Raw genomic sequence first — 19950 nt, 5'->3', positions numbered from 1 at the left:
CGGACACCCTTGCCATTCGCTAACGGTTCCCATTGCCAAGCCCGTAGTGGACTTCCACCACCTAGCTGTCAGACATGCCGGGCACACTATAAAAACAGCTGTCCTCAGACACTGGGACAGCTGTTCTCTTAATGATGATATTGATCTATTTCCTCTTAAACTTACTTCCCTTTTTCTTTTTTCGAATCCGCTCCATCTGCGAGTCAATTTTCTGCTGCAACCCGATTGTTTTCGTGCGGTTAATCTCTATACTTTTAACTTCTTCATCTTCTATGGTTACGGTCAGCCACATACCTTCCCTGGCACCGTCTGGAAGGTTATTCTTAGGGACCATATACTCTTTACCAATATCCTCAACAAGGATAACGCCGAATTTCCCGTCTTCTATTCGATCCAGAAAACCGTCAACTGCCATTTTTTATCACCTCGCGCAAGCTTTGCCTTCATCCTTAATATCTGCCAGTCTGCCCTCGGCAATACCACTGACCCTCGTAAGATCGTCTAATGACCCAAACGGACGCAGGTCAATCAATTCTTCGGCCCGGGCAGGTCCGATATGGATGATTTCCTCAAGTTCTGACTGGCTGGCGCTGTTAATATCAATACAGGAGCCGTCAGTTGGTACAGAGCTTTCTTCTTCCGTTTCAGCTGTCTCGTTTTCAGCATTGATGTCTGAGTCGTTAGCTGAATCAGAAGGAGCCGTTTGACCGGTAGACGGCGGCGTCACCGTGCCATCTTCTTTTGTCAGGACGTTAAGAGACTCGCCATCTGATTCAACAATAATGGTTCCGTGAACATAGGTCCCGTGCAAGTCTACGTCTGCTGCCAATATCCGCTCGACCACTTCGTCATGGGGATGTCCGTACTGATTATCTTCCCCGGCTGAAATGATCGCAATATCAGGAGCGACTGCATCAAGAAACGGCTGAATGGTGGACGTTGAAGACCCGTGGTGGCCTACTTGCAGCACATCCGCATCCAAATCCAATCCCCGATTGACCATAGCCTGTTCGGTTTGTTCCTCCGCGTCACCTGTTAAAATAAAGGACGTGTCTCCATACTTGAATACTGCTGAAATCGATCCTTCATGAACGTCCCCTGTCAGACTGTCAGGATTTATTATAGTGATTTCCATCGGCCCTACGTCAAAAATATCACCTGTCCGTGGTTCATAATAGTCAACATCACTATCTTCAATCGCATCCATGACACGCTGGAATGTTTGTGAAGTTGTCGTATCCCCTGACATCCATACTTCAGAGACATCAAACTCATTAATCAGTGTATCCATCTGTCCTATGTGATCCGCATGGGGGTGCGAGCCGATCATAATATCAATACTGGAAATCCCCTGGTCGTTAAGATAGTTTGCGACATCATTTCTATTCCAGTTTCCTGTATCAAAAAGAACTTTATATCGTTCCCCTTCGTAGGAATACTTAAATAAAGTCGCGTCAGCTTGCCCTACATCTATAAAATGAACGGCTAACTGCTCAAGTTCTGAGAATTCTTCCGACTCTTCGGTATTGTTGTTTTCATTTTCAGAGGCGTTGTTATTTCCGCCTTCACTGTCATTCTCTGTTAAATTCGTCTCGTTCGTCTCTTCGTTAGTTTCTGCGTTCTCTTCAGCTGCCTCGTTAGTTTCAGAGGCGGCTTCTTCCGTCTCCTCTTCATTCTCATTCTCTTCCTCTTCATTTACCGCATTATTTTCAGCTTCGTTGTTATTTGCAGCCTCATTTCCGGTGTCGTTTTCTTCGTTAAGAGCCTCCTCCGCCTCATTATTGTTTTCAGACCCAAAGTTACTCTCATTCTGTTCGTCTGGCATGTCCTGGTTTGCCTGTTCCTCATTCTCCGCGCAGGCTGTGAACGTTACGAGTGAGATCACACTCAGCACCATCATCATTAGTCTGTTTCTCATTTTTAATTACCCCTTTTTATCTCTCATCATATTAGTAAACTGCCGCTACATCATGACCTCACAGCCTATTCTATTGTTAGAAAAAATTATACCAAATGGTGTTATATAGGTATACTTCGAGGTTCTGATTAAAGAGTCCTTTTAAAGGTTTTATAATAAGGTTTGGTTTTTAATATTATAGGAGGGAGTGGATTGGGTTGGGGTGTTTCGAGGCGGAAGGGTGAGATTTTTGTCGAAAATTGTTATACGGTAGAGCTTCTTTTTTATACGGTAGAGTTAAGCAGTTATACGGTAGAGTCACACGATTATACGGTAGAGCTTCTTTTTCACCTACCAAAAAAAGCTTGCTGTGCAGCAAGCTTTCAGTTTCTCATCTTCAGTATGAACATAAAAAGGGCTGTAAGGTTTATCACTCCAAAGATGATGACCAGCAACGCGAAAGAATTGACTATTAGGTTAGCTGCTCCCCCTACGGCTAAAGCGATTCCGCTGTAGAGAAGGATCGTGGCTAATTTAGGTTCTTTCTTTTGAATTGTTTTATTAAGACCTGCAGTTATCCATACGACTGCAACGACGATATAGAGTACATTCATCCAACCCACTGACTTTGGCCTCCCTGTAACTTTAAAAAGTATTTATAAGATATCAGTACTCTATATTACACTAAATCGGCATACTTGAAAAATTTTCACTTTCTTAACGAGGCCCCTCCCCTAAATAAACACATCCATTAAATGAATTCATTAGAAACCGTTATCAAACTAAAAAAACAAGGGACGGTTCATCCCTTGTTTTCCTTAACTCTATTTATTTTAAAAATTCATGATCGTCAATTGTTCGTACAACTGTCATGCTTTCCAGCCAGCGGGAAGTCGCGATATCCGGATTCCAGAAGAACAACGCATCGTCTACGAGATTTGTTCCTTCCACAGCATCCTGCACGGCTTCCTTCGTTTTTGAACTAGGATTGTTGTTAATGGCTCCATTAGATACTGGTGAAAACTGACGATTTTGCATAATGACACCACGGACAGTGTCCGGGAAGTCGTCGCTGTCGACACGGTTAAAAACTACTTCCGCTACGGCTATCTTGCCTTCATAATCCTGCCCCCGTGCCTCAGCGTGAACAAGACGTTCCAGCAAGTCACGGTCACTCGCGCTTAATTCTATTCTGTCCGCACTCCCGTCATCGGAGTTTCCGACAAGTTTAATAGATTCCCCAGTCACAATTAAATCCCCTTTGATATCCGGGTTAAAGCTGTAAAGGTCGTCTAATTCCACACCGTAACGTTTAGCAATATAACTTAATGTATCTCCTTCGCTCACTTTGTAAGTGTCAAACGGAGGTGAATCAAAGTACTCATAATTTGCCTGAACGGCGTTTCCTGCTGTGAAAACAAAGATTCCTGCTAGTAATACACTTGCTAACTTTTTCAACTTCATTCATACCTTTCTTTTTTAAAAAATATTAATCTGTGAATAACTGTGTCCACGTATTTTCATAATGACCAACGCCAATTTTTGAAAAGTTGGCATTTAGAATGTTCTGCCGGTGACCCTGTGAGTTCATCCACGCATTTACAACTGCTTCCGGCGACCGCTGTCCTCGGGCAATATTCTCCCCTGCAGTCCGGTACTGCACACCGTATGTATCCAGCATGTCAAACGGGGAACCGTATGTTGGGCTCGTATGGCTGAAGTAGTTGTTGTCCACCATATCTTTTGACTTGGCCTGTGCGACGTTCCGAACTGCAGGACTGTGCTCTAAAGGATCCAATCCGCGGCTCGTACGCTCCTTATTTACAAGCCTGACCACTTCTGCCTCATAACTGTCTTCAGCCGGATCAGTCTGATTGCTATCTTCTTCTATCAGCCGGATGATTGACCCAACTTGCATGTTATAAGGGTTTACCTCCGGGTTAATACGCTGAAGTTCCCGGTAGTCCAGACCGTAACGCTGTGCAATATAGAAAAAGCTGTCACCCTGGCTGACCTTGTATGCTTCAAACGGCGGCTCATCAAAATACTCGTAGGCCCCTGCCGGCCCTGCAAAAATACCAAGCGCTACCGTAACGGATAAAAGCGCTCCAAGAAATTTTTTCATAAAAAGAGACCTTCCTTTCTTGTATAGAATAAAATCTTTTTACAGTTACATACGGTAACTTAGGCATAAACGGAAATAAACCTGTAATTTATTCCAATGAAGCGGGCGGGACTGGGAAAAACACGATTAGTATGCTCTCTGTCTCAGTTCCTTTTCAAATATGTAATAATCTATTAATTACTCCTCTTAACCAAAAAATGTTATTCGGCTCCACTACTCCCTTTAGTCTTTCCATAACTTACCTGTGTCGAATGCTGGAGGTCGTGTTTCCCTGATTAAAGCCTGTGGCTATTGGCTTTCCTGCCGACTTTAATTTTTATAATAATCTTAATATTCTAAAAAAATGTTGAATTGGGATACAATGTGTCATAAAATGAGACCTACATTCAACCAACTGGGATACAATGTGTCTCTGTTGCTAAAAGACAAATCCTTGAAAGGAGGACCCAAATGAAGAAAGTTGAAACTTTGTCCATTCGCGAAACTGTGTTTAAACAACTGCGAGCAATGATTCTAAATAATGAACTAAACCCAGGTGATAAACTTAGCGAAGCTGATTTAGCCGAGCAGCTTGGGGTGAGCCGTACTCCTGTGCGGGAAGCATTGCACAAATTAGAGTTGGAAGACCTGATTGTCATTAAACCGAGGAAATATTGCCTGGTTAAAGGTATAACGTCCGAATCAATTAATGAGATTAATTTAATCCGGTCGCAATTAGAACCCGTGGCAGCGAGGTACTCTGTGGATTATTTAACCGATGAAGATCTTCAATATATTGGAGAGCTGCTTGACGAGTCGATTAAACACTTCGAGTCCAATAATGTCGACAGTTTAAGTAAAGTCCATGATGAGTTTCACTCGTTAATTATTAAAGCTTCCAACCTTAAACGAACAATAAAAATATTAGAAAATCTGCACGATTATATTTATTCTTTCAGATATTCTTTTATGGCTCGTCCTGATTTAGTCAAACGGTCTATTTACGAGCATCGCGATATTTATGAAGCACTTAAAGAACGCGATAAGGACAAAGTGGAAAGGTTATTCAAAAATCACCTTGAAGGCGTCTTAGAATATGAAAATGTTGTGCTGGAAGATATGAAGGCTACTCGTTTCAGTTCCAAGAATAGAAAGGAGTTATCATAATCATGACATTCCACAAAAAATTAGTAATGTCTATTTTTCTCCCGTCAATTGCCGTGTTAGCTATTGGGTGTAATTCTGAGCAGGAAGGTTCCGCAAATAATCCAGACGAGAACAATTCAGGCAATCAACCTGATCCGGTGTCATTAAGTTTTGCTTATGAACTGCCCACTGACCACCCGTGGGGCATCGGAGCGGAAGAATTTAAAGAGATCGTCGAGGAGCAAACAAACGGTGAGGTTGAAATTCAGATTCATGGGGGAGGTGCCTTAGGCGGATCTGGCGGTGAAATACAGGAAGGTGTGGAAGTAGGAACGATTGATATTGGGATTTCTTCTACCCCGTTAGCTCAAATTAATCCTTATGTAGAAATTTTTTCACTACCTTATATTTTTACTGACAGAGAAAATGCCTGGGAAGTTTTAGACGGAGAAATAGGCGACAATGTTGGAGAGCATTTACTCGATAATAACCTCATGCATCTCGCATATTGGGAAGACGGATTCAGACAGGTCACTAATAATAGTCATCAGATTACCTCACCTGAAGATTTTGACGGGTTAAGTATCCGAGTACCTGAAAGTACAGTTAGAATCCAGACATTTGAGGCATTAGGTGCAAACCCTTTACCTATGTCGTTCTCAGAAGTATTTACCGCATTACAGCAAGGAGCGATCGACGGCCAGGAAAACCCTCTGTCAGTTGTAGAAAGTTCTTCATTCTATGATGTACAGGATTACCTGACGATCACTAATCACGTTTACTCCCCTGCCTCTTTATTTATTAATAATGACAAATGGGAGGATTTAACAGAGGAACAACAAACCATTATCCTGGAAGCCGCAGAAGCAGGTCGGGATATTAACAGGGAACTCAATGCGGACCAAGATGATGCTCTTGTAGCAGAGTTTGAAGAAAAAGGCATGGATGTGTATGAAATTGAAGATATTAGGCCATTCCAGGAAGCTACAAAATCTGTATGGGATACCGTTACAGAAGAGTTAGGTGAAGATGGCCAGCAAATTATTGATGATATTCTTACTACCCAGTAACTCAGCCACTTTATAAGGGTGATTTGAATGAAAATGATTCACCGGTCACTATTTCTAATTATTAAATATGCCAATAATGCCGTTCTGTTCAGTATGTTCGCCATTCTTTTAATACAGGTCATTTTCAGGAGGGTTCTCAGCAACCCTCTTCCATGGCCTGAGGAAATGGCCATATTAACTATGATTTGGATTACTTTTCTGGGAGCTTATCAATGCACCGCCGAAAACAGCCACTTAAAAATGTCTTTCTTAGAAGATAAAATTCCTTCTATGTGGAAACCTTTGTTGCTAATATTCTCTAAAAGTATTGTGATATGGTTCCTTTTCATGACCAATATATGGGCATATCCTTTCATTCAAGCCGCCGGCAGAACGACGATGCCAATTACCGGCTTGCCCATGTGGGTCCCGTACGGCATGATATGGCTTGCCTTTATTCTCATGTTTGTTGAAGTAATTCTGCAGCTTATCACAGAGATTAACAAAGCATTTCAGAATTTTAAAGAAAGAAAAGCAGGACATAAGTTCGGGAAGGAGGGAGAATAATGACTGCAGCGTTGATGCTGGCTGTTATTTTACTGATGCTTGCCCTGGGTGTTCCTATTGCGTTCGCACTGGGGGTCACAGCATTAGCCTTCTTATTGCTTCTGACTGATTTACCGATGAGCCTGCTTGTTCAACAGCTATATCAGGGTACCAACAGCTTTCCTTTGTTGGCCATACCTCTTTTTATATTAGCTGGCTCTTTAATGAACTGTAGCGGTATGTCCCATCGTTTAATTAATTTTGCTTTATCTATTGTTGGGATGTTTAAAGGGGGATTAGCCTTTGTGAACGTTCTTGCTTCTGTCTTTTTTGGAGCAATAACGGGTACCGCAGCTGCTGCCAGTGCGGCAGTTGGCCAAATTATGATACCAGCTATGAATAAAAAAGGTTATGCGCCAGGATTTTCAGCAGCTACGACGTCCGCAGGGTCTTCTCTAGGTATTTTAATTCCCCCAAGTGTTCCTATGATCCTGTATGGTTCAATTTCAGGCATTTCAGTAGCCAGTCTTTTTTTAACAGGTATTCCTATAGGGTTAATGATTGCGTTTGGGTATCTGATTGTCGCCTATCTCGTTTCATTAAAAAATGATTATGGATTTGAGGAGAAGGCGTTCAGCTGGCGTTATCTTTACAAGACTTTTATTGATGCCATACCCGCTCTTCTCGTTCCCGGAGTGATCCTGGGAGGAATTATGACAGGGGTAGTGACGCCTACAGAATCAGCTGCTTTAGCGGTATTATGCGGTTTATTTGCCGGAGCCATTTACAAAGAACTGTCATGGAAAAACTTAATTAAGGCTCTTGAAGACAGTGTACGTAATACGGCGCTCGTCATGTTTATTGTAGCTACCGCAACCATCTTAGGATTTTCTTTTTCTTCCTTAGGAATTGGACGGCAAATGATGGAGCCGTTCATGGCTTATTCGGACAACCCTATTATGATCATGCTTATGGCCAGTCTGATTTTGTTTATTGGTGGATTAATTTTTGATGGTACAGTCATGGTTGTTGTTTTAGTACCATTATTTCTTCCTTTAGTGCAAATGACCAATATAGATCCATTACAGTTCGCTATGGTCGTTATTATAGTCTGGGGAATTGGCCAGCAGACTCCTCCGGTAGCGAGTGGCTTATACATTACTACAGCTATTGCGAAAGTAAGCATGTTTGAAGCAAGCAAATACAACATCTGGTATATCACTGTATTAATTATTGCACTTTTTGGGATGATTTTTTATCCGGATATTATGCTTTACTTCCCTCGACTCTTAATCCAATAACTGTGTTTAAAAACAAAAGGAGAGATTTTTATGATTTTTAATCAAATGATCCAGACAATTGAAACGCACACTTACGGTGAACCTACCCGAATTATTAATGGCGGGTTGTTAAAACTCAAGGGTGAGACAGTCGCTGAACAACGGGACTATATGGCTGAGAATTACGATTGGCTGCGCAGATCTTTAATACAGGAACCAAGAGGTCACCGGGACATGTTTGGTGCGCTGTTACTCCCTCCCACACAAGAAGGAATCGATTTTGGTGTCATATTTATGGATAATACTAACTTTCTAAATATGTGCGGGCATGCCACCATCGGAGTCGCAACAGCCATTGTAGAAATGGGGTTTGTAGAGGCAGTCGAACCGGAAACAAAGCTGGTTCTTGAGACACCTGCCGGCCTTGTTTATCCCGTTTGTAAAATTGAAAATAACCGTGTCAGTTCTGTCAGTTTTGAAAATGTGCCAGGTTTTCTGGAGCAAAGAGATGTAAAGCTTAATGTGGAGGGAATCGGAGAAATCACAACAGATATCAGCTTTGGAGGAAACTACTTTGCCTGGGTGGATGTGGAACAATTAGATGTGGAAATTGACGTGGCAAATGGCACGAAACTCAAAAAATATGCCGCACTCATTAAAGAGGAAGTTAATAAGCAGCTGACCGTTCAGCACCCAACAAAACCATATATTAATAAAGTGGATATTGTCACTTTCTTCGGAAAACCCACTCTCCCGGAAGCAACTTATAAAAACGTCCATGTTTTCAGTGACAGACAGGCAGACCGTTCCCCTGGAGGCACCGGTACGACAGCTATGGTCTCCAGAATGGTCGGAAGAGGAGAATTAGATATAGGGGAAGAAGTCGTTTGCGAAGGCTTCGTAGGAGGTACATTCACAGGAAAAGCCCTAAACAGAGTGAAACTAGGAGACGTTGATGCTGTGGCAACCGAGGTGACGGGAACAGCATTCGTTACCGGTTTCCAAAATATTTTAATTGATCCAAATGATCCATTCAAGCATGGATTTAAGGTTGATTAATTAAAGTTCTAAAGTACTTTTAGGGACAAGGTAAGTTTTACAGAAACATCCTTCAACTATAGGGATGTTTCTGTTTTTGTTCGACTAAGAAAAGGATACCATAAAAGAAGCGGAGACCTGACTTCTCCACTTCCTTCGATTACTGTGTACCGCTTTTTACTTACCTATCCGCACTGATTCCCGCTTGATCAGTTCCGTATCAAAGGTGTAATGCTCATTGACCTGGTCTCCTTCAAGCACTTGGAAAATAATATGTGCGGCGAGCTTTCCTATTTCGTATTTCGGCTGCCGCATTGTTGTGAGAGGCGGCGCCAAATACGGTGTGAGCTGGATATCGTCAAATCCTATAATAGATATATCCTCAGGCACACGGATATTGTGTTCTTTTAAAGCTTCAAGGCCGCCGATCGCCATTTCATCATTCGCATAGAACACGGCTTCTGGCATGTCGCCCTGGTGAATCAGCATTTTTGTCGCCTGGTAACCGCCCTCCTGGGTAAACTTCCCGTTAATAATCCATTTCGATAGAGGGGTTATTCCATGGGCCTCAAGGGCTTCCTTATAGCCTGCCACCCGATCCTGGCTGTCCGCAGAATTTGATGGTCCGCTAATCAGTCCTACCGACTTTTTGCCGCTCTGGATCAGATAATCAGTGGCATGATAACCGCCTTTACGGTTATTTACGTTAATACTGATAATATTCGGATCACCGGACAAATGCCGGTCAAGTACGATGATCGGGAAACCTTCGCGAGCTGATTCACGTATAAACTCGCTTTTAATATTGTGCGCAAGTAAAATAACACCGTCTGTCCGTGTTTCCCTTAAGAATTTAGCAGCAGTGGAACTTTCATCGCCGTGAGAACCGCATACGATCAGGTCATACTCTTTCTCAAGCGCCAGCTCCTGCACACCCCGGATTAACTCTGAATAGAAAGGACCTGACAGGTCGCTTAAAATCAAGGCGATCGTTTTTGTTTTACTCTTTTTTAAATCCATCGCCAGTCCGTTTTTCCGGTAATTCAGCTCTTTAGCTGCTAGTAATACTTTTTCCCTAGTTGCGCCTTTAATTTTACTGCTTCCGCTTAAAGCGTAAGAGGCGGTGGATACCGCTACCCCGGCTCTTTTTGCAACATCTTTAATAGTAGGCATGGATTCACCCCCTCTGTTTCAAGCTGTTTATTTTATTATTCCCCAAATATTGGGATTTGAAAAAAAGTAAATTAAAATCTCCAGACTGGTGAGGATTTAAATTCTGACCCGCCAACTGATAACTTCCGCATTCTGCGCTTAATCCTAATTTACTACATATAAAGATCGATTTCATTCATTTCAGTTGAATCAATCCATCTTTTATTAATCTTCAATCCAGCTGGCCGGTAGCGATTAAATGTGTGTTCGGAAGGAACGTCTGTTCCATTCACTTTCACACGCGGCCCTGGTTCACCTGAAAAGTGATAAATGACTGTTGCAGGATGTCCGTCGACCGAAAAGTTGAAATTCAGTCCATCCAAGTATTCAGGCAGCGATGGATCAAGAATCAGTTTATCCCCTTCTTCACGGATACCAAGTACATGGGAGATAAGCTGGTTTATATAAATTCCCGGGCCACTTGAATAAATGCGCCAGCCGCCTTTCACCTTAACTTTGCCTTTTTTCAGCAAATGAAAATTCTCTGCTGCATCATACCGCGTATTGAACTTCCCGTCTGAACTACTGAAATAGGCATTGCTCTGGCGTAAGTCAGCGTTCGGCACCGATTCGTGGATCCCTATCGGATTGATAGCTTTCAAACCGGCCCAGGCATCGTCGGCTTTCCCGATTTTAGCCATGGCTTCGATAAAGCGGATATGTGCGTGGACGTACTGAAGGCCTATCTCCCGGCCGAAATTAGCTGCTTGCTCCGCCCGTTTGAAGTGTTTGCTGACCCCACCTTCATATTGGGCAGGCTGATTCATAAGGCGAACACCATCTGGGAAAAACAAATGTTCTTTGATTAGCTCATAATGGTCTTTTACTTCCTCTTCATTAAACAACTCACTGATCATGCTTCGAATCATAGGAAGAAGACGATAATTGATTCCCGTTTTATTGTCCGTCGGATGAAGCATCTTCTCAGGCTTGTCTTTATCTTCGAGATATAAAAATCCAGGGATTACCTGATGATCGCGTATATATGCCTGATAATCTTTTTCTATCCCACGGGCAAGTCCAGCCAATTCGTCCGCCTTCTCAGGTGCGGATTCCTTAATATTCCCAGCAAGCTTGGTCAATACCTGGAACGTTAACGCAACCGTCCAGCTGCTCACCATGTATTGCTTCAGTTCCTGATTAGCCGGCTGCAGCGTATCATCCCAATCTCCGTCTCCGTAAGAAGACAAAAATGTATCATGCAGAAAATGCCCTTTAATATAGTCAATCTGTTTGTACATATGGTGGAGAAGTGTTTCCTGCCCATCCGTAAACCCCTTGCTTCCTCTGTCTGTGTAGGGCAATTCTTCCTTTAAAAATGCTGTATCTCCCGTTTTTTCCAAGTAATCAGCCAGCAGTTTCAGAGGCCAGACAATAATATCCCCGTGGCTTTCTTCCTGCTGGATGCGGGAATACTCGTCGAACATAAACCATTGGGGCCAGTTGCCTGTATCTTTATACTGATGAGAGTAAACGACCCTTAAGATATCTTTCACCTGGTCATATTTCTGCATGGCGAGGAAATATTCAGCAGGTCCCTGGCACACATCCCGTGTTCCCCAGGCTGCTGCGCCGTACTGCTCGAGTCCGTGCGGAACGGAATAATGGACGAGCATGTTATGCGTATACCACCAGGCAAGTGTGTTCAGACTTTCAAGTTCTTGAGACGGAGAGCCGTTTATTTCAAGCTTAAATCCATTCATCAGCTCTTTGAAGAACTGCCGGTAGGTCTCTTTTTCATGAGAGAAATCCTTAACTGTATCAGGTGGAAATTCACCGCTCAAACTGCCGCTTATCATCATTTTCCATGACGCTGTTTTGTCCGTTTCATGCACAATTAATGAAGCTGTTTCATGATCCGGATTTTCAGTCAATGCCGTTTCATCTTTCAACTGAGTGTCCGTGCCGTCAAATGTGAGTTTGAAAGCAAGTTCCGGGAAGACGCTGTTACTCACAGCATTTTCATCTGCTGAGAAAATGTATGAGCCTTCTTTTTCTTCTACGAAGAAAGGTTGATCGTATTCATGGTTTTCCATTGACACCTGATTTGTTACAAGGAAACGGTAAGTCTGCCCATTCTCTGATTCCACTTCCAACTGGATAACTGGGTCGTCTGGCACCGTATAATTTGTCACGATGATCAGGGCATCTTCTGTTTTGTAGTACCAGCGGGCATAATTAAAGCCCATTTCAAATACCGATGGAACAGCAAGAAGCTGATACGTGCCCTCTTTTTCAATATAAATCCGCTGACCGGATGTTTTCGGGATATTTAACGGATTCCGGGCGTTTGTTGTCATCTTGTTAAAGGAAGTATTGTCCAGGGCTACCTGGGAATTAAAGATACCATACATATAAGAAGTGGTAGTCATGACCTGCTGCTCCAGCCGGTCATTGTTGCCTGTCATTAAAATATGACCGTGCGGACGTTCCATTCTCAGCTCTTTTTCCGGCAGCACGACGTGTTCGTAAGTGTCTGTAAAAAATGAGGCCAGTTCCCCGTCAGTTTTTTCCTCAAATATTCTTTGCGGAAAAAGGCTGTGCAATTCTTCATCAGTGAGAGGAACCGTTTTTATCAGCCCTCCTGTAAATGATTTAAAAGGTCCTTTCTCTTTAGTGATAGTGGAAAGAGTCTGATTTTTCAAACGGTTCCAAGCCTTTGCTACCTCATCCTCGAATTCCAGCTCCTTCACAGGATCAGGGTGGTTTTCTTTAAAAAGCCCGTAAAAGATGATTTCTTTGCTCCCGTTAAGTTGGAAAAAATCAGATTGGAGCGCTGTATAGGCAAATTCATACTGATAATTCATATTCGGGAAGGACGGCCGGTTTAACAGCTCCGGCTCATTGGTCTCCTTATATGAGAGCCCGAAGAATTGGAAACCGTCCGTACTATAACCCTTGGCACCTCCAAGGCATCCCTGCTGTATATAAGGATTGCTGCCTGACTGTGGAAGGTTCTGTCTGCTTGTTACTACAAAGCCTTTTTCCTCACTTAGAAAAGGTTTGTGATCGATGTATTGGGAAGCATAGGCTTCATTATTCCGGACCATTCCAGGCTCGCCAAGCCCAAGATCCTGGCCGTACACAATATCCACTTCAGTTCTTTCACCCTCTAATTCCACTTTCCAGAACCAGATGCCGGAAGGATCGGGGGAAAATGTCACGCGATAGGCGACATTTTCAAACGTCCCTTTCCACTGCACAGAATCAGCAGCAAAATGGACAGTGCCGGGGGATTTCACTCCCACTAAAGGGCACCACTTAATTGTGCTTTTATTGTGAATACGCAAGAAAATATTATTTAAGGAACCGTCAATAACATTGCCATTCAATTGATTGATCATGGATCTCTGCGAACGGATCTCAAAAATATCGCCGGTATTTAAAAAGGTAAATGTCAAATCACCGGAAAGAATTTCATGTTTATAAATAGGATGTGTCTTTTTTTTCACCTGTATCTCTCCTCGCCGTTTGTTTCAGACAGATCTGATAATTCCATCTATTCGTAAGTAAACCGGAGTTGTTCCGTATTGCGGCTGTCCGGACCGACACTTACTGTAAAATCGCCGGGATCGGCCCGGTAAGACAAGTCGCTGTGATGGTACTTTAAATCATCCTCATTAATCTCAAAGACCACTTTCCTGGTTTCTCCAGGCTCAAGGTAAATTTTCCTGAAACCTTTCAATTCTTTCACGGGACGAATCACTTCGCCCACAAGATCCCGGAGGTACAGCTGAACTGTTTCTTCACCGGCTGTTGCTCCGCTGTTAGTCACTTCTACTGATACGTCAATAGACTCCCCGCCCGGTAATCTGTCTGATGACTGATGAAGCTCTGAATAGTCAAATGACGTGTAGCTCAGTCCAAACCCGAAGGGGAACATGGCCTCGTTTGGAGCATCCAGATATTTTGACGCGTAACGGTCGGATGGGTCGAGCTCATCTTTCGGCCTGCCTGTGTTAAATGAATTATAGTAAACAGGCACCTGTCCTACATTATGAGGAAAGGACATGGTTAGTTTTCCTGACGGGTTTCTATCACCGTACAGCAGGTCAGCAACCGCATTGCCTCCTTCAGAGCCCGGATACCACACTTCCAGCAAAGCATCGGATTCCTCGATGACACCGTGCAGGTCAAGCGGCCGTCCGTTAAATAAGAGGGTCACTACCGGTTTACCTGTCTTCCGTAATTCCTTCACCAGTTTCAACTGCGCGTGAGGCAATTGAATATTCGTCCGGCTGCCTGCTTCCCCGCTCATATCTGAATGCTCCCCAACCGCCAATACGATCACATCGGATTGTTCAGCTGCCTTAACAGCTTTCTCAATTTGCTCCGGTGTCACCGATTTAATGTGGCTGCCTGTTTCAACGGTAAGCCTCACACCCTTTTTCGATGCGATGCCTGTTTTCACTGACACGACGTCATCTTCAGACCCGAAAATTGACCACGGTCCCATCAGGTCTCTGCTTTCGGCAAAAGGACCGATTAAAGCCACCTTCTGTTCGGTACTGAGAGGAAGAACATCTTCATTTTTCAGCAGGACGCATGACTTTGCCGCAGTGGCGCGGGCGGCCTGCCGATGCTCCTCTGACAAGATCACTTTTTGTTCGAGCTCTTTATCTGCCCCTCGGTAAGGATTTTCAAAGAGTCCTAATTTATTTTTCAACTTAAGGATTCGCAAAACAGCTTCATCCAACAATTTCTCAGACACTTTATTTTCTTCAACCAGGTTTTTCAGATGCTGAATATAACAAGGCGTCATCATCTCAATGTCGACACCTGCTTTCAGAGATTTTAAAGCTGCTTCCCGGTTATCAGCCGCCACCCCATGGGGGATCGCTTCCATAACAGCCCCCCAGTCAGAAATAAGTACACCATCAAATCCCAGCTCACCTCTTAGCAGGTCTCTCATAAGCCGCTTATTGCTTGTGGCCGGAATCCCGTCTACCGTATTAAACGCCGTCATCACCATTTCGGCCCCTTCATCTAAAGCTGCTTTATATGCCGGCAAATAATATTCTCTAAGCTGACGTTCCGACATATCAACGGTGTTATAATCCCTGCCTCCTTCAGGTGCGCCATAGGCCGCAAAATGCTTCACACATGCTGCGATTTTTGAGGTGTTGCCCGCCAGGTCCTCTCCCTGGTAGCCACGGACAAATGCCCGGGCAAACTTCCCGTTTAAATATGGATCTTCGCCTGTCGATTCAACCACTCTTCCCCAGCGAGGATCGCGGACAAGATCCACCATCGGTGAAAAAGTGACATGAAGCCCCGCTGCTGCAGCTTCTTTTGCCGCTATGTGAGCACTTTCCTCGGCAGCCTCAAGATCCCATGAGCAGCCCAACGCAAGAGGGACCGGGAAGACCGTTTTATAGCCGTGAATCACATCGGCCATAAATAAAAGCGGGATGCCCAGGCGGTTCCGTTCCAGGTAAGCTTTCTGAATTGACCGGAGATCGACCGCTCCTGCTGCCCCAAGAACGGACCCGCTGCCGCTCATATTTTCAGCAGCCACTTCAAAGCTGGCAAATGGTCCGGTGATTTTATCCTGTCCGCTGTCTTTATGAATAAAAGAAGAAACGACCTGAGACATCTGGTCAGCTTTCTCTTCGATTGTCATTTTCTGGACTAATTCTTTTAACTCTGTATCGTTCATACAATTTGCCTCCTGATATGCGAACTCACATTTCCTTACTTAATTCCGGTCGTATTAAACCCTTCAACGATATAACGTTGCACGAAGATGAAGAGGATCAGTACAGGAATAACCATTACTGTGGCCCCGGCCATCTGAAGGGCGAAGCTGCTTGAATGCTGCCCCTGTAAGAGAGCAAGACCAACGGATAATGTATACAAGGCCTGGTCGTTGGCCACGATTAACGGCCAAAGGAAACTGTTCCAGGCACCCACGAAGGTAAGAATCGCTTGTACCGCCAGGACAGGTTTGGACAGTGGAATGATAATCTGGAAAAAAATACGAAACTCCTTCGCCCCGTCAATACGGGCGGATTCAATTAAATCGTTAGGAATAGTGGTCATAAACTGACGGATCAGAAAAATATTAAAAGCGGCAATTAAGCCCGGTAAAATAATACCAGCCATCGTGTTCGTCAGCCCCATCTGATTCAGAAGCAGGTAAACAGGAATCATGGAAACCTGTGCCGGAATCATCATGGTCGCGAGCACGGCGATGAACACCGCTTCTTTTCCTTTAAACTGGAACTTGGCGAATCCGTACCCCGCCATCGTATTAAAGAGCAGACCGAGCATCGCGAACAGGACAATAATGAGTGTATTTGTAAAATAGGTGCCGAAGTTCAAATTCTGAAAGAGATTGATATAGTGCTCAAAGGTGAACTCCTGCGGCCAAAACGTCGGAGGCATGGTTCGTGCTTCCCTCTCCGATTTAAAAGAACTTAAGATCATCCAGATAAACGGAATGGAGACTATAAATCCGCCTATCAGTAAAACTGACATTACTAACAGTTTTTCAAATCTGTTTTTCACAAGTGTTCACCTCAATTCTCTTTCGATTTGTTAAATGTAAACTGGATTAATGTAGCTACGATAATAAATATAAATAATATGAGCGAAGCTGCGGCTGCATAGCCAAACTCGTTGTATTGGAAACCTCTTTCATAGATAAAGAGGGCCATGGACATCGTCCCGTCGAGTGGTCCCCCGCCTGTCATAACAAACGGCTCCTCGAAGAATTGCAGCCACCCGATCAATGTGGTCACAGTGACGAAAAAAGTGGCGTAACTTAAAGACGGAATGGTGATATACCTCAGTTTCTGGAACTTATTGGCTCCGTCTATATCAGCCGCTTCATAGAAAGACCGCGGAATAGACTGCAGGGCAGCAAGGTAGATCAGCATATTAATCCCGATCCCTTTCCAGACTGCAAGAATAATCAGCGAGATTTTTGCCATGAACGGGTGTTCAAGCCACGGGACATTTTGTAAACCGAGTGAATTTATAATGAAATTAAACAGGCCTACATCCATGTTGTACAAAAATCCCCATACGACAGCAATTGCAACAATGTTTGTAATAGAAGGAACGTAAAACAAAACTCTGAAAAATGAGAAAAGTTTGTTTGACATATAATTAAGCATGAGCGCAACGCTCAGCGAGCAGATAATGACTAAAGGAACGCCTATAGAAACGTAAACGAGTGTATTAAAGATTGACCGGTGAAACAGCGGGTCCTGGAAAAGAGCGATAAAATTCTCAAAAGCGACGAATTCGACCATATCCCAATTGCCAAGACCTATGAGGTCAATATCGGTAAAACTGATCAAAAGGCTTACCAAAATAGGAAGCAATGAAAACATGATCAGCAGCAAGACTGCTGGACCGATAAACAGCCACGGTGTAAGGGCGTTTTTATGATTCAAATACCTTTCCTCCTTACATAAAAGTTCTGAGATTAGAGAGAGAGAAAGGCTGGTTACGAACCTTTCTCTCTAAATTTAAGGTTATTTATTAGTCGAGACGGTTGGCAGCCTGCTGCTGGAAGTTATCCAGTTCTTCATCAAGGTCCGCTCCACCGCGGTTAATACGTTCAAGTGAAGACAGCAGATCCTGAGCGATATTTTCCCACTGGCTCAATACTGGAGGTGCTACCGCTTCTTCAAGCTGGTCACCGAATACTGCCAGTTTCTCATCCTGCTGCAGTTCTTCATCATCCCAAGCGGACTGTCGGGCCGGCAGCGTATTTGTCTCCTTGAACCATTCAATTTGTGTCTCCGGCTCTGACATATATGAAATAAATTCCAGCGCTTCTTCTGGATTTTCTGTTTTAGCAAATACGCTGAGGTGAGACCCGCCAATGGCTGACGCATTTCTTTCATTGCCAGGGAACATAGCTACATCCCAGTCGCCGTCAATGTCAGGAGCTTCGTTGCGGATAATGTTGATCATCCAAGGACCGCTCGTGAACATCGGCTTCGAGCCTTCTTCAAATCCCTGTTCAATCGGCACCCCTTCTGTTTCCTGGACCAATCCTTCAGCAAAATATGTGTGGTAATAATCCATCGCTTCCCTGAATGCCGGATCAGCGAAGTTTTCTTCAGCTTCCTCTTCATTAAACTCCCAGCCATTCTGCCATGCAAAAATAGGAGGCACAAGCTGGTCATTCTGGTCAATATCGAAACCGAACATCCCATCACCGCGGTCAGCTAACTCCCTGGAAACTTCAAGCATCTCTTCCCAGTTTTGCGGGGGCTCTTCATAACCGTGTTCTTCAAGAATATCGGTGCGGTAAAATAAGACACGCGTATCAACATACCAAGGCACACCGTATATCGCATCGTTATAGTAGGTAGTATCTAAAGCCCCTTCAAAGAAATCGTCATTATTAATCATGTCATAATCATCTTCATAGTCGGATAAATCAAGAAATGCTCCTGCTCCTGCAAATTCAGCAACCCACGTCGTTCCGAGCTGGAGAACATCCGGTCCGTCTCCTGATGCGACCGCTGTAAGCAAACTGTCATGCGCATTATCCCACGGGATCGCCTGGACATTTACTTCAATATTCTCATGTTCATTCTCAAAGCTTTCTACAAATGAACCGAGCGCATTGCCTTCTTCACCCATCGCCCACACACTTAATGTGGTGGTCTCTCCGTTATTTCCGCCGTTGTTTTCTTCCCCATTGCCCCCATCAGCAGCATTGTTGTCATTTCCGCAGCCTGCAGCAACAATAAGCGATACACCAGCAGCCATCGACAAACCTTTTTTAAATTTCATCGTTACCCTCCTCATAAGTGAAACGTTTCAATTTAATGTTAAAAATTTTTAATTAATGTTATAAATTCATTGAGTGAAACGTTTCTATTTCTGTCTACTATGATAATTGAATCCGCTTTCAAAAGTCAATGGTATATTAATAGTTTTTAAATAATTCACATTTCTATATAGGGATATTCTTCGAACTGCACTCTACTATTTTAAAATGATTAATTATTGCCATTTACTGCTCTTTTCCCTTATGTCCTGTCGTACCGGTTATCATAATCCATCAGGAGATAAATATAAGAGTTTTGGAATGACAGCCAAGGAACGATAAAAAAACACCTGCGAAATTCTGCTGAAACAGTTGCAGGTGTTAATTGTGTAAGACGTCATCTAAATTATTTTAAGAAAACCAGCTCTCTTAATCACATGGTGGCTCGCCATTCAGAAGGTTATTTTTTCTCCATGACAGCAAAATAATTGTCTTCATTATCAGAAAAGTTAAAAACTCTGCCTGAAGGCATGTTTACCATCTCTCCGACTTTAATATTTTTATTCAAAAAGTCGCTGCGTAACTCGTCGAGGTTTTCAGAAAAAAACATTAAAGAAGGGGTATCAAGATTTAAGTCAGGTGACATTTTTGCAACTAACTCCTTCTTATGCAAAATAATACGTGTTTCGGCGTCCTTTGTTGGAGCAATTTCAATCCATCTCATGCCTTGGCCGTTATTGTCTTCAGCAATCACACTAAATCCTGCTTTGTCTGTCCAAAAATCCAATGCCTCATCCTGGTTATTCACATACAGCATAATTTGACCAACTTTACTAATCATAGGTTTAGCCACTCCCTTAATTAAGTAACTATCAAATCCAATGCTCCTGCCTTCCCATCGTCACTAGTATCCAAATGCTACCTTAACCAATTGACAGCAG

The 19950-nt window shown here is 43.4% G+C and carries 17 protein-coding genes; 5 read left to right on the top strand and 12 right to left on the bottom strand.

Going from position 1 to position 19950, the window contains the following annotated elements:
* Positions 1–145: 145 nt before the first annotated feature.
* From BMW59_RS15870 to BMW59_RS15850, 5 genes are all read right to left on the bottom strand, one after another.
* A complete protein-coding gene (locus BMW59_RS15870) occupies positions 146–415 on the bottom strand; it encodes a DUF3006 domain-containing protein (RefSeq protein WP_093054283.1) in 270 nt (89 codons plus the stop codon).
* 6 nt (positions 416–421) lie between these two features.
* On the bottom strand, positions 422–1918 hold the full coding sequence (locus tag BMW59_RS15865) for an MBL fold metallo-hydrolase (protein WP_245733168.1): 1497 nt from the start codon (positions 1916–1918) through the stop codon (positions 422–424).
* Between the two features lie 362 nt (positions 1919–2280).
* Complete coding sequence (locus tag BMW59_RS15860) at positions 2281–2520, bottom strand: hypothetical protein (protein WP_093054281.1); 240 nt, start codon at positions 2518–2520, stop codon at positions 2281–2283.
* A gap of 205 nt (positions 2521–2725) precedes the next feature.
* Positions 2726–3361 (bottom strand): cell wall hydrolase, encoded by a 636-nt coding sequence (locus BMW59_RS15855; RefSeq protein ID WP_093054279.1) that lies wholly within the window; start codon positions 3359–3361, stop codon positions 2726–2728.
* Between the two features lie 25 nt (positions 3362–3386).
* Positions 3387–4022: a CAP domain-containing protein gene (locus tag BMW59_RS15850; protein WP_093054277.1), complete on the bottom strand. Its 636-nt coding sequence runs from the start codon at positions 4020–4022 to the stop codon at positions 3387–3389.
* Positions 4023–4472: 450 nt separating this feature from the next.
* Between BMW59_RS15850 and BMW59_RS15845 the strand changes: the two genes are divergently transcribed.
* From BMW59_RS15845 to BMW59_RS15825, 5 genes are read left to right on the top strand one after another with little or no spacing between them, the layout of a single operon-like run.
* Positions 4473–5168, top strand: coding sequence for a GntR family transcriptional regulator (locus BMW59_RS15845; protein WP_093054275.1), 696 nt, complete (start codon positions 4473–4475; stop codon positions 5166–5168).
* A gap of 2 nt (positions 5169–5170) precedes the next feature.
* A complete protein-coding gene (locus BMW59_RS15840; protein WP_093054273.1) occupies positions 5171–6217 on the top strand; it encodes a DctP family TRAP transporter solute-binding subunit in 1047 nt (348 codons plus the stop codon).
* A gap of 27 nt (positions 6218–6244) precedes the next feature.
* Positions 6245–6763, top strand: coding sequence for a TRAP transporter small permease (locus BMW59_RS15835; RefSeq protein WP_093054271.1), 519 nt, complete (start codon positions 6245–6247; stop codon positions 6761–6763).
* The gene (locus tag BMW59_RS15830; protein ID WP_093054269.1) at positions 6763–8043 is read left to right on the top strand and encodes a TRAP transporter large permease; all 1281 of its coding nucleotides are present in this window, start codon (positions 6763–6765) and stop codon (positions 8041–8043) included. Before BMW59_RS15835 ends, BMW59_RS15830 begins: the two co-directional genes overlap by 1 nt.
* Positions 8044–8073: 30 nt before the next feature.
* Positions 8074–9081: a proline racemase family protein gene (locus BMW59_RS15825; RefSeq protein ID WP_093054267.1), complete on the top strand. Its 1008-nt coding sequence runs from the start codon at positions 8074–8076 to the stop codon at positions 9079–9081.
* A gap of 156 nt (positions 9082–9237) precedes the next feature.
* Here the strand turns inward: BMW59_RS15825 and BMW59_RS15820 are convergent, their stop codons facing one another.
* The 7 genes from BMW59_RS15820 to BMW59_RS15790 form a co-directional block, all read right to left on the bottom strand.
* On the bottom strand, positions 9238–10233 hold the full coding sequence (locus BMW59_RS15820) for a LacI family DNA-binding transcriptional regulator (RefSeq protein WP_093054265.1): 996 nt from the start codon (positions 10231–10233) through the stop codon (positions 9238–9240).
* Positions 10234–10385: 152 nt separating this feature from the next.
* Positions 10386–13724, bottom strand: coding sequence for a GH36-type glycosyl hydrolase domain-containing protein (locus BMW59_RS15815; protein ID WP_245733166.1), 3339 nt, complete (start codon positions 13722–13724; stop codon positions 10386–10388).
* 47 nt (positions 13725–13771) lie between these two features.
* Entirely contained in the window at positions 13772–15931 is a 2160-nt protein-coding gene (gene bglX / locus BMW59_RS15810) for a beta-glucosidase BglX (protein WP_093054263.1), read from the bottom strand.
* Between the two features lie 35 nt (positions 15932–15966).
* Positions 15967–16752 (bottom strand): carbohydrate ABC transporter permease, encoded by a 786-nt coding sequence (locus BMW59_RS15805; protein ID WP_093054300.1) that lies wholly within the window; start codon positions 16750–16752, stop codon positions 15967–15969.
* Between the two features lie 41 nt (positions 16753–16793).
* Positions 16794–17675 carry a carbohydrate ABC transporter permease gene (locus tag BMW59_RS15800; RefSeq protein ID WP_245733164.1) on the bottom strand — a complete coding sequence of 294 codons (882 nt, stop codon included), beginning with the start codon at positions 17673–17675 and terminating at the stop codon, positions 16794–16796.
* An 88-nt stretch (positions 17676–17763) separates the two neighbouring features.
* Positions 17764–19032, bottom strand: coding sequence for a sugar ABC transporter substrate-binding protein (locus BMW59_RS15795; RefSeq protein WP_093054261.1), 1269 nt, complete (start codon positions 19030–19032; stop codon positions 17764–17766).
* A 437-nt stretch (positions 19033–19469) separates the two neighbouring features.
* Positions 19470–19850 carry a VOC family protein gene (locus tag BMW59_RS15790; RefSeq protein WP_093054259.1) on the bottom strand — a complete coding sequence of 127 codons (381 nt, stop codon included), beginning with the start codon at positions 19848–19850 and terminating at the stop codon, positions 19470–19472.
* Between the last annotated feature and the right edge of the window lie 100 nt (positions 19851–19950).

Source organism: Salipaludibacillus aurantiacus (assembly GCF_900111295.1).
Classification (GTDB): domain Bacteria; phylum Bacillota; class Bacilli; order Bacillales; family Salisediminibacteriaceae; genus Salipaludibacillus; species Salipaludibacillus aurantiacus.
This window is presented reverse-complemented; position numbering and strand designations above follow the sequence as displayed.

Coding starts and splice junctions, on each gene's coding strand:
- BMW59_RS15870 (WP_093054283.1), bottom strand. CDS start 415: ATGGCAGTTGACGGTTTTCTGGATCGAATAGAAGACGGGAAATTCGGC.
- BMW59_RS15865 (WP_245733168.1), bottom strand. CDS start 1,918: ATGAGAAACAGACTAATGATGATGGTGCTGAGTGTGATCTCACTCGTA.
- BMW59_RS15855 (WP_093054279.1), bottom strand. CDS start 3,361: ATGAAGTTGAAAAAGTTAGCAAGTGTATTACTAGCAGGAATCTTTGTT.
- BMW59_RS15850 (WP_093054277.1), bottom strand. CDS start 4,022: ATGAAAAAATTTCTTGGAGCGCTTTTATCCGTTACGGTAGCGCTTGGT.
- BMW59_RS15845 (WP_093054275.1), top strand. CDS start 4,473: ATGAAGAAAGTTGAAACTTTGTCCATTCGCGAAACTGTGTTTAAACAA.
- BMW59_RS15840 (WP_093054273.1), top strand. CDS start 5,171: ATGACATTCCACAAAAAATTAGTAATGTCTATTTTTCTCCCGTCAATT.
- BMW59_RS15835 (WP_093054271.1), top strand. CDS start 6,245: ATGAAAATGATTCACCGGTCACTATTTCTAATTATTAAATATGCCAAT.
- BMW59_RS15830 (WP_093054269.1), top strand. CDS start 6,763: ATGACTGCAGCGTTGATGCTGGCTGTTATTTTACTGATGCTTGCCCTG.
- BMW59_RS15825 (WP_093054267.1), top strand. CDS start 8,074: ATGATTTTTAATCAAATGATCCAGACAATTGAAACGCACACTTACGGT.
- BMW59_RS15820 (WP_093054265.1), bottom strand. CDS start 10,233: ATGCCTACTATTAAAGATGTTGCAAAAAGAGCCGGGGTAGCGGTATCC.
- bglX (WP_093054263.1), bottom strand. CDS start 15,931: ATGAACGATACAGAGTTAAAAGAATTAGTCCAGAAAATGACAATCGAA.
- BMW59_RS15805 (WP_093054300.1), bottom strand. CDS start 16,752: ATGTCAGTTTTACTGATAGGCGGATTTATAGTCTCCATTCCGTTTATC.
- BMW59_RS15795 (WP_093054261.1), bottom strand. CDS start 19,032: ATGAAATTTAAAAAAGGTTTGTCGATGGCTGCTGGTGTATCGCTTATT.
- BMW59_RS15790 (WP_093054259.1), bottom strand. CDS start 19,850: ATGATTAGTAAAGTTGGTCAAATTATGCTGTATGTGAATAACCAGGAT.